This is a genomic window from Gluconobacter sp. P5H9_a, from assembly GCF_018812085.1.
Lineage (GTDB): Bacteria > Pseudomonadota > Alphaproteobacteria > Acetobacterales > Acetobacteraceae > Gluconobacter.
In genome coordinates this window covers 65,771-82,767 of sequence record NZ_JACRVW010000004.1, presented here as the reverse complement: position 1 = coordinate 82,767, position 16,997 = coordinate 65,771, and the positions used below count along the sequence as shown (strand labels likewise).

Below are 16,997 nucleotides of genomic sequence, written 5' to 3'. Positions count from 1 at the left end.
GATCATAGGTGCCCTCTGGGAACACGCCAACACCCGGGACGAATGCACTCACCTGTTGTGCGCATGTCAGATTATGACATTTGCACGCAAGCGCGGGTTGTCCGTTCGGGGCGTGACCGTGTAAGCCTTGTCAGAGGCCGTTCCTGACGAACCCTGCACCAGCAGGTCCGGTGTCGAGCGGCCGAGACATAGTCCTTGTTCTTTCCAGATCCGTAGCGGGGTTTCCTTGTTCAGAAGACGCAAACCGGAAGAAGACGCAAAGCCTGCCGAGACAAGCAAGCTCGCCGGGCAGCCCATCTTTCCCAACCGGCCGGATGCTTCCAGCCAGACCACTCCTGCGTCCGGATCCGGAACAGCCAGCCCGCAGCCCAACCAGCAGAAGGACCCCGCATCTATGGGTCGTACCCCTTTCCCGGCGCCGCCATCCCCGAACAACCTGCCGGGCGCAACGCCGGCAACTGCGCCCCGTCCGGGTGCAGCAGGCGTACCGGGAGCACCGCGCCAGACGGGTCCGGATCGTCGGACGCTGGTCGTTGGCCGTGGTATCAGCGTTCAGGGTTCGGTTCAGGATGCCGAGCGCCTGGTCGTTGAAGGGACTGTCGAGTCCAGCATGATTCAGGCGGCGGAAGTCGTTGTTGCACAGGGCGGTGTCTTCCGCGGTGCTATCGAAGTTGAAGATGCAGAAGTTGCCGGCACGATTGACGGCACCCTGACCGTCAACGGCAGCCTCACCATCCGCGGCAGCGGTCGTCTGATCGGCAAGGCAAAGTGCCGTCGTCTGCAGGTTGAAGATGGTGGCCAGATCACTGGTCAGCTCGAAATGATCACGGATGGCGTCGCCCCACGTTCCCCGATCGTGGAACCTGCGAAGGCTGCTCCGGAAGCTGCTGAGGAAAAAGCTGAAGGCTGATTCAGCCTCCATCTTTTTCTGAAGGTATCGAAAAGCCCGCTTCCCATGACTGGGGAGCGGGCTTTTTCGTATACACAATGACCAGAAAAGAAAACTTCCGATACAAATTCGTTTTTTCTATAATAAATTTGCTTTTAATAAATATATATTCATTACACGCCGTATAGAATTTACGGCATCAAACAACAGATTAAATCTGCATTTAATTAAATCTCTGTATTAAATGGGAGTTTAAATCCAGCTTTACAACATAATGTGTATATCGGCGCATCTACCTAAACCGCATCAGGACGCGCCAACCAATGAATGCCATTGTTGTCACCGCGCTAAGACGACCCTTAACGTTCGTCGTCCTGTCGATTCTGATTGTGATGCTTGGCATCCTTTCGATCCTCAGGACGCCAACAGACGTATTCCCCAATATCAAGATTCCGGTCGTCGCAGCGGTCTGGACCTATCCAGGTCTTCTGCCACAGGAATTTGCTGGCCGTATTACCTACAACTTCGAACTGGCTGTTACGACAACAGTTCAGAACATCGAGCATATGGAGTCCAACTCCTATTATGGCCGGTCGATTGTAGATATTTACTTCCAGCCCGGCACGCCCATCGGGGAAGCCGAAGCAGAAGTGACGGCAATTTCGCAGACAGTGCTCCTGGGCCTTCCGCCCATGGTGCCTGCACCAATGATCATGGCCCTGAACCCGTCTCAGGTTCCGGTCATTGCCCTACAGATCACATCTGACAAACAAACACCGTCCGATCTGTTCAAACTGGGCGTGATTACGGTTCGCCCGCTGCTCGCAACCGTTCCGGGTGCCGTCGTGGCTCACCCGAATGGCGGTATGGACAGCTTTGTCATGGTTTCCATGAACCAGGCAGAGCTTCGTGCCCATCACCTTGCTGCTGCGGACGTACAGGCTGCCCTGCGCAAGCAGAACATTGTTCTGCCGGCCGGTGATCAGAAGATCGATGCGACCGACTGGATGGTGCAGACCAATGCAGCCCCGCAGAGCATGGAAGACATCGCCAATATCCCCGTCAAACGGGTTGGCAATGCGGTCATCTATGTGAGGGACGTTGCGGACGTCTATCGCGGTGGGCATCCTCAGACAAACCTGGTGCTGGTGAAGGGCCGTCAGGCTGTAGAAGTCATTACCCAGAAGGGTGGTACCGCCTCCACTCTGGATGTTGTGGCTGCGACCAAGGCGCTCCTTCCGCGTCTGCGTCGAATTCTGCCGCCTGATGTGCATGTCTCGATCCTTGAAGACGCCTCCGTGATGGTGAAAGACCAGATCAAGGACGTCGTTCAGGAAATGATCACGGCCGCGTTCCTGACAGGTATTGTGGTCCTGCTGTTCCTTGGCTCCTGGCGCTCCACAGTCATCATCGCCACATCCATTCCGCTGGCCATTCTGTGTGCGCTCATCGGGCTGGGCTGGGCGGGTCAGTCGATCAACGTGATGACACTGGGCGGCCTTGCACTGGCTGTCGGTATTCTCGTCGATGACGCCACCGTCATGATCGAGAACATCGATACCCACCTTGAAATGGGCAAGGATCTGGAACTCGCCATCATTGATGCGGCGAACCAGATCGTCATCCCGACTTTCGTTTCCACAACCTGCATCTGCATTGTCTGGCTGCCACTCTTCGAACTGGATGGCGTGTCAGGCTACCTCTTCATGCCAATGGCAGAAGCCATCATCTTCGCGATGATCGCGTCCTTTATCCTGTCCCGTACGCTCGTGCCCACCATGGCCAAGTATCTTCTCGCAGGACAGGTTCATCATGGGGCGCATGGCGAAACCGATCATGGCCACCCTGAACCCAAAGGCTTCTTTGGCCGGTTCCAGGCCGGATTCGAAACCCGCTTCAATCGGTTTCGCGATGGCTATGGCAGCCTGCTGGAGCGCTGCATCAGCCGCCGTGGCGCTTTCGTCGGCATCTTCATGCTGATTTCCATTGCCTCAACCGGACTCTATGCCTTTGCAGGGCGAGACTTCTTCCCTGAAGTGAAATCCGGCACTCTCCAGATGCATATGCGTGCACCTTTGGGAACGCGTATCGAGGTTGCTGGCCGTATTGCTGCTCTCGTGGATGATCGCATTCATCAGGATCTGGCAGGCAAGGTTGAAAGCATCATTTCTGATTGCGGCCTGCCAGAAGGCCCTCACAATCAGGCGTTCATGCCGACACCAAGCGTCGGAACGCAGGACTGCGACCTGACGATTGCCCTGAAAAATGACGCCTCCCCTGTCTGGGACTACCGCAAGCTGCTCCGCAAGGATCTGTCACAGCGTTTCCCCGGCACGGTCTTTACATTCCAGCCTGCTGATCTGACCCAGAAAATCCTGAACTTTGGATCTTCTGCGCCGATTGACGTTCAGATCTCCGGGCCAGATGCCCTGCTGAACTACGATTATGCCCGTCACATCATTGGCAAGATCCGTCAGGTTCCAGGTGCTGCAGACGTCACCATCCAGCAGACCATGTCCACGCCGACGCTGATGGTTAACGGTGATCGGACCTTCGGTCAGGCAACAGGCGTGACGGAAGCCGATATTGCCCAGAACGAACTGTACACGCTCTCGGGCTCAGCCGTTGTGGACCCGCAGTTCTGGCTTGACCCGGAAGACAACGTCACCTTCCCGCTGAACCTTTACACCTCACAGGATCAGATGACGCATCTGAGCGATCTGCTGACTATTCCGGTGGACAAGGGTGAAGGCAACACGGAGAACATCGACCCGCAGCTTCTGGGTGCCGTTGCCAACGTGATTGCAGCCGGAACACCGGGCGAAGTGTCTCACTACAACTCGATGTCCGAAATGGACATTTACGTAAACGTCGAGGGCACGGACATGGGTTCCGTTCTGGACGGCGTGAAAAAGGTATTGGCGGCCGACGCACATAACGTCCCGCGCTCGGCTGAAATCGACGTCCACGGACAAGCCACCACCATGCATGGGGCCTATTCCCAGCTTGTCTTCGGGCTCTGCGTTTCCGTGGTGCTGATCTATCTGCTGATCGTTGTGAACTTCCAGTCCTGGCTGGACCCGTTCATCATCATCACGGCTCTGCCGGGTGCTCTGGGCGGTATTGCCTGGGCTCTGTTCCTGACAAATACGCGTCTGTCCGTTCCGGCTCTCACGGGCGCCATCATGTGCATGGGAACGGCCACGGCCAACTCCATCCTCGTGGTCTCGTTCGCCCGTGAACGCCTCGAAATCCATGGTGACGCCCTCAAGGCAGCACTGGAAGCCGGCTTTGGCCGTATCCGCCCCGTGCTCATGACCGCACTCGCCATGATTGTCGGCATGATCCCGATGGCCATTTCGAATTCCACGAACGCGCCACTGGGTAAGGCTGTCATCGGCGGTCTACTGGTCGCAACGATCTCTACGCTGCTCTTTGTCCCCTGCGTTTACGCCATCCTCCACAATCGTTCTTCGCGTCAGAAGGAAACTGTCTAATGGCCAGCTCTCCGAAAATCTTCGCCATTGCGGGAAGCTGCGTTCTCGCGCTTTACGTGGGCTTCATCGTTGTCGAAAAAACCCATGCGGCAACGGAACTGAAGGCTGACACTGAAGCTGGCGCAATCCAGAACGTCGCGGTCGTCACGCCCAAACAGTCACCTGAAAAGGTCGCCCTGACGCTCCCCGGCACGATTGATGCCTGGTATCAGGCGCCAATTTACCCGCAGGTCTCTGGCTATGTGAAGATGTGGTACAAGGACTACGGTGCACACGTGAAGGCTGGCGACGCTCTGGCCGAAATCAATGCCCCTGCCCTTGATGCACAGTATGCGCAGGCCAAGGCAGATCTGGACTCTGTAATGGCGAAGTACCACCTCGCCACCGTGACGGCCGAGCGCTGGCGCGCCATGGGGCGGTCTCAGTCCGTTTCAGGGCAGTCCGTCTCGGTGTCCAACGCAAACGAACAGTCTGCCCATGCAGAAGTGGATGCAGCACAACGTAACGTTGATCACTTCGAAGCTCTTGAGAAGTTCAAGACCATCGTTGCACCGTTTGATGGCGTCGTGACGGCGCGTAACATCAACGTCGGTGATTACGTCAACAATGGCGGCGGCGGCCTGAACTCAACCGGTGGCGCATCCGAACTCTTCACGGTTGCAGATGTACAGAAGCTGCGTCTGTTCGTGTCGGTGCCAGAAACATTCTCCTATGTTCTGCAGCCGGATCTGACGGCGACCATCAGTGTGCCCCAGTATCGTGGCCGCACGTTTGAAGCGCATTACCTGACGACATCACGCGGCTTCGATCCGACGACCCGTACGGCCGTGGCCGAGTTCACCCTGGAGAACAAGGATGAAGTGCTCTGGCCCGGGACCTTTGCGTCAGCCGCTCTGAAATCCCACAATGAAGACGCACATCTCTACGAAATCCCGACCAGTGCTCTCGTCTTCGAAGAAAAGGGCATGCAGGTCGCCGTCGTCGATGAAAACAGCCGCGTCCATTACCGGAACGTCACCGTTGGTCGCATGGCCGACACGTCGACCGAAATCCAGAATGGCATTTCCCCGACAGACCGCATCATCTCCAACCCGCCAGCCGATGTGCTGGAAGGCGACAAGGTCAATGTCGTGGAAGGTCAGCGCGGCTATAACCAGTCAGGCTATGGGAAAGACCAATGATCAGCCCCATCCTTCGCCGTTTTTCACTCGCCTGCGGTTCAGCCCTCTCTCTTCTGGGGCTGTCAGCCTGCGATCTCGCCCCGACCTACAAGGCCCCCAGCTTCGTTGTCCCGGCGAGCTGGCAGGGTCAGGCACCGTTCGCGGTCGCCACGCCTGCTGATACGCTCCTGCCGGAAAACTGGTGGATCATGCTGCATGATCCACTTCTGAATGAGCTTGAAGAACGCGCAACCGCAGACAACGGGGACATTCAGGCAGCGGCAGAGCGCTTCATTCAGGCACGTTCGCTCGTGGCAGCGGCACGGTCCGAACTGCTTCCCCATGCCAGCCTGGAAGCCGGTGCGTCCGACAATAAACAGTCTGCTGACCGTCTGTTCCGCAATGGCGCCACGCTCACGCAAACGGAAGAGGATTACGGCGGCCTCGTGTCCTGGGAGCCGGATTTCTGGTCGTCCATCCGTAACCGCGTTCGGTCCCAGAAGCAGTTTGCCCAGCAACGCGCCGCAGACTTCGCCATGGCGCGCCTGAGCACCCAGGCTGAACTGGCGCGCGATTATATCGAATTGCGTGGCTATGACGCACAGGATGCGATCTACTCACAGTCCATCGCCTTCTATAAGCGGGCTGTTACAATCACTGAGAATCAGGTTCAAAATCAGGCCGCACCCCGTCTGGATCTGGCCCGTGCTCAGGCACAGCTTTACACAACGCAGGCTGCTCAGCTGGATATTCAGGCGGCCCGCCAGGTCACGGAGCATGCCATTGCCGTTCTGACCAACTCGTCTCCATCGGCGTTCCATATTCCGCAGGTTCAGACGTTCAGCTTCATCCAGCCGAGCATCCCAACCACCGTGCCTTCCGAACTGCTGCAACGCCGCCCGGACATTGCGTCAGCTGAACGCGAAATGGCACAGGCCAACCGGGAGATCGGCATTGCCCGTGCGGCATTCTACCCGCATATCGCTTTGAAGCTCGGCGGCGGCTTCGCATCCAATGGCTTCGATCTGGCCAACCTGGCCAATTCACTCTGGACGTATGGCGCCAGCCTCGACATGCCACTCTTTGACGGTGGACTGCGTCGGGCGGAACTTCAGAGAACGTGGTCTGCATACCGAGAAACGCGCGACGAATACCGCATGAAGGTTCTTGATGCCTTCCGCGAAGTCGAAGATGGCTTGTCCCGGACCGAGCGCCTCTCCAAAGAAAACACTGCCCTGGAGCAAGCCGTCAAAGCCAATCTCGACACCCAGAATATGACCATGACTCTTTATCAAGGTGGCGTGGGCACATACCTGGAAGCGATTTTCAGTCAGGAAAACACATTGGAAAGCCGCATCCATCAGGTGGAGGTCGCCACGCGCCTTTATACGGCAGATGTGGATCTGATCCGCAGCCTGGGTGGCGGGTGGTCCGTCAAGGCCCTGCCAACCATGGACCAGACGCTGTCTATCGCGCCGCTTCAGTATGACAATCTGCACCACCCGAGAGCTGTTGGAGATGTGACGGCATCACAGCATCCGGAGCAGTTCGAGAACCTCACGGGAACCGCACCCTCGACGCCCGGCCTCGGCCATGACAGGCAACTTCCCTCCCTGCCAATGGGAGATCTGGCGAACCATCCCTGAACAGACGGATGGCCAGAAATAGCCAATAAAAAAAGCCGTCCATTTGGACGGCTTTTTTTTAATCGCGACGATCGCGGATTTTGACGTAGGCGATGGCCGCATGTTCCGCACAGTAGGGCTTACCCGGCAGAGGGGTCGCGCCACAGAAATGGAACCCCGGGGTGCCCGGATCACCGATCGGCCAACAGCAGGACGGCCCACGACGCGTCGGACGATCAATGCTGGCCGTAAAACGCGGCGGCGGAGCCGGACGGACCGGCGGAGCCACACGGGGTTCCGGAGCAGGAGGTTTGGCGGGCGCTTCAGCCTTCAGGGGTGGAACCGCAGCTGCGCGTGCAACTGGAGCAACCACAGGACGGGCCGCCACAGTTTCTGCTGCCTTTGCAGGAGCGGCCTTGGGCGCATCTACCTTGGCTGGGGTGGCCTTGGCGTCTACTTTGTCACCCAAAAGGTCAGCAGTTGCTTCGGCAGGTGCTGCAGCCTTCCGGGTGGGAGGCTTGCGCCGTGGCACTTCCGTTGACGGCGTTTCGCCATCCTTGACCTTGCGGTTCCGGATGGGTGACGGGCGAGGCGGCAGGCCAAGGCGATGCGCCTTGCCAACAACAGCATTCTTCGTGATGGAAAGCTGGCGGCCGATTTCGGCGGTCGAAAGTCCCTGACTCCACAACTCGCGAAGTCTGGCGATCGTCTCGTCCGTCCAGTCCATATATCGTTCCTCTGTCGCGCATCCGGGCCTGTCTTGGCCCACTATCCTGTTACCCGCCGACCCTTTTTACAGGACCGGAATCTTTTGGGTGACGTTCCTTACCAGAAAGTCATGCCCGCGTCGAAGGTGCTTGTCACGCGTCCGCAGGTTCACCGTCTGGTGCAACCCGCTGAAGCTCTACACATCCCTTTACGACAGCCAGTGCAATCTCGCCACGTACGAGCGCCAACGCATCCAGCCCAAAAACTTCACGACGCCAGCCCTTGAGAGCACCGACATCTGTCTCACCAAGCGCAATCCGGTCCAGATCTTCGGAAGACGCCACCAGACGCGGCGCAACTTTGTGCATTTCACACTTGGCTGTCTGAAGCACCCGAAGAAGCGCAACCAGTGCCGCTGATGGCCGTCCACGATCAGACTTGGACGGTGGCTTGGGTAGCTCGGATTCTGGAAGATTTTCACCGACACGAACGACTTCCAGAAGCCCCTGCCCCATACGTCCTTCAGCAAAGCCACGCGTTACACCACGGACACGCGCTAGCGTCTCAACGTTTTCCGGCTTGATCGCAGCAATTTCGAGCAGACTTTCGTCCCGAATGACCCGCTGCCGGGGAATATCGGCGTTCTGCGCCTCTTTTTCACGCCATGCTGCTATCTCACGCAGGATACCAAGCATTCTGCGATTATTCGTGCGGGCTTTCAGCTTTTCCCAAAGACGGCGCGGATCAGGGCGGAATGTCTCTTCGGACGTCAGAACAGCCTGTTCAGCATCAGCCCAGCGCAGGCGACCTTCCTCTTCAAGCTGCTTGCGAAGTGCAAGATAGACTGTGCGAAGATGCGTCACATCCGCTGCTGCGTAAGCAATCTGCGCCTTCGTCAGGGGGCGGGCTGACCAGTCACTGAACCGATGAGCCTTGTCGATCGCATTGCCAGTGATAGCCCCTACGAGGCTGTCATAGCCGACCTGATCGCCAAATCCGGCCACCATTGCTGCGACCTGTGTATCGAACAAAGACTGCGGGAGCCGGTCGAAAATATGAAGGAAGATTTCAAGGTCCTGCCGTGCGGCATGGAAAACCTTGATGCATCCGGGCTCATCCAGGAGTTCGCCCAGCGGAGCAAGATCAATGCCCGGTGCCAGCGTATCGATAACGGCGACGTCTTCGGCACCAGCAAGCTGCACGAGGCAGAGCTCGGGCCAGTAGGTTTTTTCCCGAACGAATTCCGTATCAATGGTAACGAACGGCTCCTGCTTCAGCTTGTTGCAGAGCCGTGCAACCTCTTCACTGGAGGTTACGATGACGGGGGACGGGAAATCAGAGGCTTTCGGACGCATGGCCCGATCCTACACAAAGGAATCGCCTCTGACCACGCCCCCACTGCCCTCTAATGAAGGACAGTGAACAGCGAGTAGCCGTCAGATCAGATGGACTTTTCGATCCAGGCCTTGAGCTGGCTCTTCGGCATCGCACCCATCTGCTGGGCGACCGGCTTGCCATCCTTAAAGACGATCAGCGTCGGAATGCTGCGAACGCCATACTGCGTCGGGGCTTCCGGGTTGGAGTCGATGTTGACCTTCGCGACCTTCAGGCGGCCCTGATACTCAGCGCCGATTTCCTCGAGCGCCGGGGCAATCATCTTGCACGGACCGCACCATTCTGCCCAGAAATCGACCAGAACCGGCCCGTCAGACTTCAGGACGTCTGTTTCAAAGCTGCTATCCGTAACGGCAACCGTGTTTGCGCTCATGGACGTGTTCCTTGTGATGAAACGTGTTTCTGTAAACCGATATCGGCTTCTCTGGTCAGGACTGCAAGAGCCTGCCCATTAAATCAAGACGCCTCCAGTACACGATCCAGAAGCTCATCTGGAAGAACCATCACAGAGGGCCCCTCCGTCCAGACCAGGGAGCAGTGGATAGTGAAATCGGGATGCAGTTGCTGGAGAACTGCCCGATAGGCCGCCATCTGTCGCACATAGGCCACGGGTGTACGCTCAACGCGAATCGGGGGAGTACGGTTCGTTTTGTAATCGCAGATCCAGATTTCTCCGTCCCCGATCCACAGACGATCCACCTGCCCCAGAACCACGCGCCCCTCACTGATGCCCGATATTGGCTGCTCGGCCCGACTGCCTGCCTGAAACAGAGGTGCGAGATCCGGATGATGCAGGACGCCCATGACCTGATCCGTCAGACGCTCAACCTCGTTCTCTGTCAGCCCGAGCGCAGGCCTGGAAAGCCAGCGCGTTGCGAGCGCCAGCCGGTCTTCGGAAGGCGTTTCAGGCAGAAGCTGAAGCAGGCGATGGATCATCGTGCCGCGCCGCATGGCCTGTTCCCGAACAGGCTTTGGCCTGCCCGCAAGCAGTTCCAGCGGGGAGCGGGCTGCGGGCACTTCACCAAATTCCGCGCCATCCGGGCGGCTTGGCGCCAGAGGCCGGGTCATGGCGTCTTCTGTGGGTGCGACTTCCGTGCGCCAGTCAGGCGCACGTCCTAGCCAGACCGGCAAGTCCAGCATGGGCGCGACGATCTGCGGCGCGGCATCGGGCGCGGGAGCCACGCTCCGCTCTTCTTCCAGAACCAGACGGTCTCCGTCCCAACCCAGTCCCAGCGGTTCGGATCGCGCATTGGCGAGCATTTCGAACCCGGCCTGACACTGACGATACCAGCTTGTCTCTTCCGGCTGGCGTTTCGTGGAGGCTCCGCAGATCACCAGCCAGTCACTGGCGCGCGTCAGGGCCACGTAGAGCAGACGGTTATTCTCCGCCCGCGCTTTCTCCGCATCGCGAGCAGACAAGGCAATCGTGACATCCGTTCCGGCATCTTTCTTCGGCACCCAGATCGGAAGGTCCAGCCCGGCCGCTTCCTCCCACAGGAAATCGCCACTGGCTGGCGCACGGGACAGCGTATCCGGCATCACGACCAGACGGGCCTGCAATCCCTTCGATCCATGCACGGTCATGACGCGGACAGCCCCGGTTTCGCTTTCCGCTTCGCGCTTGCTGGTGATCTCGCTAGCTTCCAGCCAATGCAGGAACCCCTGAAGCGAAGGGGGATGCAGTCCTTCGTAGCGCAGGGCGGCCGTCAGCAATTCGTCCACCGGTTCAGCCGCTTCCGGCCCGAGACGACGCAGCAATCTTGTGCGCCCACCATGCGGGCCAAGGGCTTCGGCCAGCAGGCGATACGGCGTGGCATAATCCACCCGTGCATAGAGCGCGGACAGCATGGTCCATGCCGCCTGCCACTCCGCACGCTCCCGATGACGTTCCCGCAGGACAGTCCAGAGAGGCTGACCTTTCGGACCAAGGGCGTGGGCGCGACCGTCTTTTGTCGCCAGCGCCATCAGCGAGTCATCGCTCAGTCCACCGAGGGGTGAGGTCAGAACCGCCGCCAGCGTCAGGTCGTCCTGTGGCAAAAGCAGTGCAGCACAGAGCGTCATAAGGTCGCGCACGGCTACCTGCTGCGTCAAACCGACGCGCACCAGTGTCGCCACCGGCACATTCCGCGATTTCAGCGCCCGGATCAGGGATCGCAGGAAGGATGAACGGCGCGGCACGAGAATCAGAACATCACCCGCTTTCAAAGGCGCCTGTCCCGGTTGCGGCGAACGGCCAATCTGTTGATCGATCCACCCGGCAAGGGCCTCCGCCAGACGCTGTGGTGCACTGCGCTGGCCGGTATTGGCTTTCGGAGCCTGCCAGGGCGTCAGACCTTCATCATCGTCCTCGCCTTCCAACACCGGAACGAGCGGCCAGAGTTCAACGCGCCCACCCTGCCCCGGACGTGCGGATACATGGGGAAGCAGTGTCTCCTGCCCCCGCTCCAGCAGGCCATGTGCGGCATTCGGTTGGGAAAAGACAGCATCAACGAAAGACAGAACGGGCGTGACGGAGCGGAACGAGACGTTCAGATCCGGATCACGCCACGGCAGACCCGCATTCTGAACCCGGCGCGCAAACTCGGCTCTCCAGCTATGGAACTGTTCAGGATCAGCGCCCTGAAATCCGTAAATGGACTGTTTGTAGTCGCCGACCGCAAACACGGTGCGCGGTCTCGGCCCCTGTTCCCACGCGCCCTCACCGGAGAAGAACTCGGATGTCAGAGCCCCGGCGATCTCCCACTGAAGGCCAGAATTGTCCTGCACCTCATCCAGCAGCAGATGGTCGATACCGCCATCCAGTTTATAGAGCACCCAGGCCGCACCCGGATCTTCCAGCAGGTTCCGCGTTTCCTGAATGAGGTCGTTGTAATCCACTAGTCCACGCGCCGCCTTGCCCTCGCGGAAGCTGGACAGCATTGGTGCGGCAAGAGACAGAAGCGCGCGATTCAGGGAAAGAAGCACGGCGCGCTTGATGCTCTCGGTCAGGTCCAGCAAGCGCTGGCCTTCCTCTTCCAGCAGCGGCACGATGTCAGGAACGGCGTCCTGTGCTTTCTTGCTGATGATGCGGTTCATCTGCCGCACGGTGCCTTTGTCCGTCAGCAGACATTTGCTCCAGACAGGTGCCGAACGGTCTTCTATCTGCGTCCCAAGCCATAGGAGCATCTGCTCCACAGTTGGTTTCGCAGCGGCCGTGACCACGCCGAGCGCCGCCTGAAGTCCGGCCCGCAATTCCGCTTCCTTGCGAGGCTTACAGATCAACCCTTCCAGATCAGACGCCGCCTCCTGCCCGGCTTTCAGGGCGCCCCGATAAGCGCTCAGCACAGCGTCCGGCAGGATCTGCCAGCGGTCCAGCAGGGGACGAACGCGGCTTTCTTCCATGTTCAGAGCACGTATCCGCTGGAAGAACCGGTCGATCCCGATGGTCCCCGCCACTTCGGCCACGATTTTCGGAGCCTTGGCGAGTTCGTCTTCCATGGCTTCCCGCAAAGCCAGCGTCGTATCCGTATCTTCCATCAGGGTGAAATGCGGATCAACGGAGGCTTCAAGGGGGAAACGACGCAGAAGAGACTGACAGAACGCATGGATCGTCTCGATCCGCAGACCGCCCGGCAGGTCCAGAACCTTCAGGAACAGCGCCCGGGCCGCACGACGCGTCTCGTCCGTGTTGGGAACACGTAATTTCTCAAGTTCCCGGCCCAGACGCTCATCCGGAAGCGACACCCATTCACCAAGCCGGGACTGGAGACGATTGGCCATCTCGGCGGCGGCGGCTTTGGTGTAGGTCAAGCACAGGATGCGGGACGGATTTGCCCCTTCGGCCAACACAATCGACCCATCATCCGCGTCCACTTCAAGGGGCAGCATCAGACGAAGCAGACGATCAATCAGCAGCTTGGTCTTGCCCGATCCAGCAGACGCAGACACGAACACCGATGCCATCGGATCAGACGCGGCAAGCTGTGTGCGATCAGCTTCAGCAATAACGTCAGCGCGGTTGCGGATCTCGCTCATGAATCGTCTCCTTCCGCATAGGCCGCGCGCCATTCATCCACCCGTGCCAACTGCGCGTAATCCGTATAGCGCGGTACATGTCCGGCCCAGGGCTGGGAGCGATAGGGTTGATCGGGATGGTCATACTCATCGATGAGGCCGCGTAGTTTTTCCATGGCCTCACCAATCAGGGCCGCCGCATCAAGGCTGGACTTCCGGCTTGGAACTTCGCTTTCTTTCCCCGGATCATCCCCGCCGGTCAGATGCCAGTACAGAAGCTGTTTCGTTTCGGCAGCCGGAACGCCTTCGAAAGCGCCCTTGGCCAGCAATGCCCCTTCCAGAACAAGCTGAACGGACCAGCCACCTTCCACGGCTTTCCCAGTGGGCGGAGAGCCGGTCTTATAATCGAAGATCGTCGCCTTACCGTCTTCATCAACGTCAATGCGGTCTGCCCGGCCACGGAGTTCGAACGGTGCGCGTGCAGCTTCGATCTTGAAGGACGCAGACACTTCCATATGCCGCGCGATGGCGTATTCCTGTTCTCGACGGGTCCGCTCCTGTATGGCGACCCAGTCTGCAATACGCTCCAGCCTTGGGGCCCACCAACTGACCAGCGCAGGTCGCATATTGGCCTTGGCCAGTTCTTCCGCGAAGGCACGCTTCAAGGAGGCGGCCACATTCTGCGGCCAACGATCCGGATAGTCCTTGAGAACGCGATCCATAGCCTCATGTACGATCATGCCGAAATCCGCATGTTCCGCACCTTCTTCAAGTGGCTTGAGCGCCTTCAGCTTCAAAATATGCTTGGCGTAAATGGCATACGGGTCCTGCATCCACGTCTCGATCTCCGTGATGCTCAGACGCCGCGGGCGCAACGCGACTGGTGGCCTTGGCTCAGGGGGTGCCACGGTTTCCGCACCATCTAGCGGCTGGTCCATGGCCTTTTGCCATTCGAGGGCGGGATGCATAGGCAGTTTCTGCCCACGACCACCCAGAAACGCCTCCATTCGCACCATCCAGCGGGCGGGCACACCCGGGGCGCCGTCCCGTCGGGCGGAGTTGGAGAATACAACCTCCCCAGCAGCCAGAGCCGTTGAGACGAAATCATGAGCGCTGATGCCGATCTGACGCTCGGGAGACGGCAGACCAACACGCGTCCGCATCGGGCGGCTCAACCATGGCCCCGGATCAGTTGCAGGTGGCCAGACCGTTTCGTTCAATCCACCCAGAACCACCACATCGAACGCCAACAGACGCGCTTCGAGCACACCGAGAATGGTGACACGCGGATGGGCCAGTTCCACACCGCCACGATGCGCGCGCAGGCCCGTCAGCATCTGCCCGGCCATGGATGTGTTCAAAAAGGAATCCAGATGCGCCAGCCTTTGGGGTGGAAGGATGCCGGTATGCTGGATCAAAGCGGCCAAGTGGCGGGATAGCGCCTCACCATCATCCCCCATCCAGAGGCGTCCGCCCGGACGTAGCCCTTCTTCAGGCTCTGCGGTTAGTTCTGTTTCGGTCGCAGCCAGAGCTTCGGCGGTATGAATCAAGGCTTCCAGCAATTCAGGGAGTGGAACCGCGCCAGACAGGCCAAGCAAAGGCTCGAAAGCGGCTTCAATCCGGGCGATGAACGCTGCTGGCCCTTCCGGCTCATCAGGAGCATCCGCGCTTGCCCCATTGTCCGGATCACGCTGGTTCTGAATATAAGTCTCAAGCGCCGCTTTAAGGCCTGCAATCCCCGGTGCAGGAGCGGGTCCACGCAGCAACAGACGCTCCAGCCGACGGGCCGAGGCGTGACAGTTGCCCGGTGTTCGCCCAAGCGACGCTAAAGGGTGTTTCAGAACGGAAAGCAGAGCCACCGGGGACAGTTGCGCCTCCGCTGCCGTGGCGATCAGGCGCAGGAACACGGCGGCTGGCGTCTGCGCCAGAGGCTCACCGGCACTGTCATCAGCATAAATCCCGAACCGCAAAAGCTCGGTCCCGACACGCTGAGCCAGACTACGATCTGGCGTCACAAGCGCGCAGGTCTGGCCGGGGACGGACACCACATTCCTAAGGATCAACGCGATGGACTGCGCTTCTTGCTGCTGATCCTGTGCAGGCAGCAGAGACAGGCCAGAAATATTACGCGGGTTCAGATCCCGCCCCCAGGCCGTAATCCCCTGTTCCGGCAGCATGACGCCACGTATCAGGCGCTCTCTGGCCCGGTCCCTGCCGCCGTCCCAGTCCGTCAGATTGTCGCGTGTCAGCCCCAGATCCGTAAGAATTTCCCTGAGACCTGCCTGTGGGTGTGACGCAGGAAGCGCGTCCCACATTGCCTGAGGCAGGTCCAGATCAACCCCCGGCAGAATCACCAGTCCGGCTGGTAACGTCGCCACCGCCGCCAGCACATCTGAAACCGCTGCGGACCCATCTGCGAACCCGACCGCCCAGACAGGCGTGTGGGGCGGAACATGCTGCCACGCCGCTGCCTGCGCTTTCAGACGCGCGACCTGACGGGCAACGGGGTTCGACAGACCTTCTTCTTTCAGCCATTTCGGCCAAATCGTCGTGACGATTTCCAGAAATTTCAGCGTCTGCTGCCAGTGTTCTGAAAAGCGTTCCTCCACAGCATCCGGCAGGCTTTCCGCCAGATCAACACCACTGCGCTCGGCCTCATCCATAAGGTCGGCCAGCGCCTTGGCGAGAGGCCATGCCCGATCAATACCTTTGGTTTTGTCCACTCCGACACTGACGATTGGCGTTTGCAGGATCAGCATGGACAACACGGCAAGCCGTCTCTGTGGCTCAACCGCAGGAGGCAGCGAGACATCAATCCCGATGGACGCCAGCGCCTCTTCGTCCACGTCATTGATCGCAACAATGCGCGGCAGGAGGGATGCCTTGCCATCCAGCACGCGCAGAAATGCTTCCATCAACGCACGTCCGGCACGACGGCTCGGTACGAGCAGCAGGCCCGGACCATCCGTTCCAGCGGCAGGGTCCTGCTTCAGCCATTCATGAGCGACCCGATCCAGAAATGGTTCGGTACCGGCAATTGTCACCACGGTCATAGCGCAATCCCGCTCAGGCGCTCGTCCGGCCAGCCGGTTAGCTCTGCAAACCGTTCGTCTTCTGTCGCGCCCGAGGTGAGCGTCAGATGCAACGCATTGGCAGGCAGGAGATCTTCAGCGCGCTCTGGCCATTCCACCAGCATGATGCCTTCGCAGGCTTCATCCCAGGCCAGTTCATACAGCGCATCCGGCCCATCCAGCCGCCATAGGTCATAGTGAAAAACCGGCCCGGCGGAGGTGTCGTAAGGCTGAACCAGCGCGAAACTTGGGCTGGGAACTTCCATCGTAGCATCGCCTGCTAGAAACCGTAGAAAGGCCCGGGCAAAAGTGCTCTTCCCAGCGCCCAACCCACCCGACAGGGCAATGCAGTCTCCGGCGGCACAAAGCGTCGCGATTCGGGCGGCAAGATGTTCGGTCGAGGTCTGATCAGGGAGGCTTATCTGCATCCCCTCAATGTGACGTTCTACGCGCCATCCAGCAAGCGCCCTCGTGTTCTGGTTTCTGACAACAGATCATTGCTCTCTAAAAGCATAAAATAAGACACAAAACGAAATGAAGTGAATGTTTTGTGATTTTTTAAAAAATACAAACAGCGCATATTGACTCTTTATTACGCAAAGTCAGAAATGTTTTTTAACTTTTCAGTAACGATTCTGAAAAATTATTCCAGCAAGGGT

The 16,997-nt window shown here is 59.0% G+C and carries 11 protein-coding genes; 4 read left to right on the top strand and 7 right to left on the bottom strand.

Annotation, left to right across the window (positions count from 1 at the left end):
• Positions 1-66: 66 nt before the first annotated feature.
• Positions 67-333, bottom strand: a complete 267-nt coding sequence (locus tag KP708_RS05835; RefSeq protein ID WP_167386095.1) for a hypothetical protein — start codon at positions 331-333, stop codon at positions 67-69.
• Between KP708_RS05835 and KP708_RS05830 the strand changes: the two genes are divergently transcribed.
• The 4 genes from KP708_RS05830 to KP708_RS05815 all read left to right on the top strand — a co-directional run bounded on the left by KP708_RS05830 (position 227) and on the right by KP708_RS05815 (position 7,192).
• Entirely contained in the window at positions 227-910 is a 684-nt protein-coding gene (locus KP708_RS05830; RefSeq protein WP_371822672.1) for a polymer-forming cytoskeletal protein, read from the top strand. The genes KP708_RS05835 and KP708_RS05830 overlap by 107 nt on opposite strands.
• A gap of 302 nt (positions 911-1,212) precedes the next feature.
• Positions 1,213-4,386 carry an efflux RND transporter permease subunit gene (locus tag KP708_RS05825; protein WP_064273557.1) on the top strand — a complete coding sequence of 1,058 codons (3,174 nt, stop codon included), beginning with the start codon at positions 1,213-1,215 and terminating at the stop codon, positions 4,384-4,386.
• Complete coding sequence (locus KP708_RS05820) at positions 4,386-5,567, top strand: efflux RND transporter periplasmic adaptor subunit (RefSeq protein ID WP_086634233.1); 1,182 nt, start codon at positions 4,386-4,388, stop codon at positions 5,565-5,567. The genes KP708_RS05825 and KP708_RS05820 overlap by 1 nt, the downstream gene beginning before the upstream one ends.
• The gene (locus KP708_RS05815; protein WP_215749316.1) at positions 5,564-7,192 is read left to right on the top strand and encodes an efflux transporter outer membrane subunit; all 1,629 of its coding nucleotides are present in this window, start codon (positions 5,564-5,566) and stop codon (positions 7,190-7,192) included. Before KP708_RS05820 ends, KP708_RS05815 begins: the two co-directional genes overlap by 4 nt.
• 58 nt (positions 7,193-7,250) lie before the next feature.
• On the opposite strand, the gene KP708_RS05810 is transcribed toward KP708_RS05815, so the two are convergent.
• From KP708_RS05810 to tsaE, 6 genes are all read right to left on the bottom strand, one after another.
• Positions 7,251-7,898, bottom strand: coding sequence for a GcrA family cell cycle regulator (locus KP708_RS05810; RefSeq protein ID WP_211495828.1), 648 nt, complete (start codon positions 7,896-7,898; stop codon positions 7,251-7,253).
• Positions 7,899-8,031: 133 nt separating this feature from the next.
• Positions 8,032-9,234 (bottom strand): ribonuclease D, encoded by a 1,203-nt coding sequence (gene rnd / locus KP708_RS05805; protein WP_099210987.1) that lies wholly within the window; start codon positions 9,232-9,234, stop codon positions 8,032-8,034.
• Positions 9,235-9,320: 86 nt separating this feature from the next.
• On the bottom strand, positions 9,321-9,647 hold the full coding sequence (trxA, locus tag KP708_RS05800) for a thioredoxin TrxA (protein ID WP_007283421.1): 327 nt from the start codon (positions 9,645-9,647) through the stop codon (positions 9,321-9,323).
• Between the two features lie 83 nt (positions 9,648-9,730).
• Positions 9,731-13,288 carry a double-strand break repair helicase AddA gene (gene addA, locus KP708_RS05795; RefSeq protein ID WP_215749318.1) on the bottom strand — a complete coding sequence of 1,186 codons (3,558 nt, stop codon included), beginning with the start codon at positions 13,286-13,288 and terminating at the stop codon, positions 9,731-9,733.
• Positions 13,285-16,320 carry a double-strand break repair protein AddB gene (gene addB, locus KP708_RS05790; RefSeq protein ID WP_215749320.1) on the bottom strand — a complete coding sequence of 1,012 codons (3,036 nt, stop codon included), beginning with the start codon at positions 16,318-16,320 and terminating at the stop codon, positions 13,285-13,287. Before addB ends, addA begins: the two co-directional genes overlap by 4 nt.
• Positions 16,317-16,766, bottom strand: a complete 450-nt coding sequence (gene tsaE / locus KP708_RS05785; RefSeq protein ID WP_215749322.1) for a tRNA (adenosine(37)-N6)-threonylcarbamoyltransferase complex ATPase subunit type 1 TsaE — start codon at positions 16,764-16,766, stop codon at positions 16,317-16,319. Before tsaE ends, addB begins: the two co-directional genes overlap by 4 nt.
• Positions 16,767-16,997: the final 231 nt, after the last annotated feature.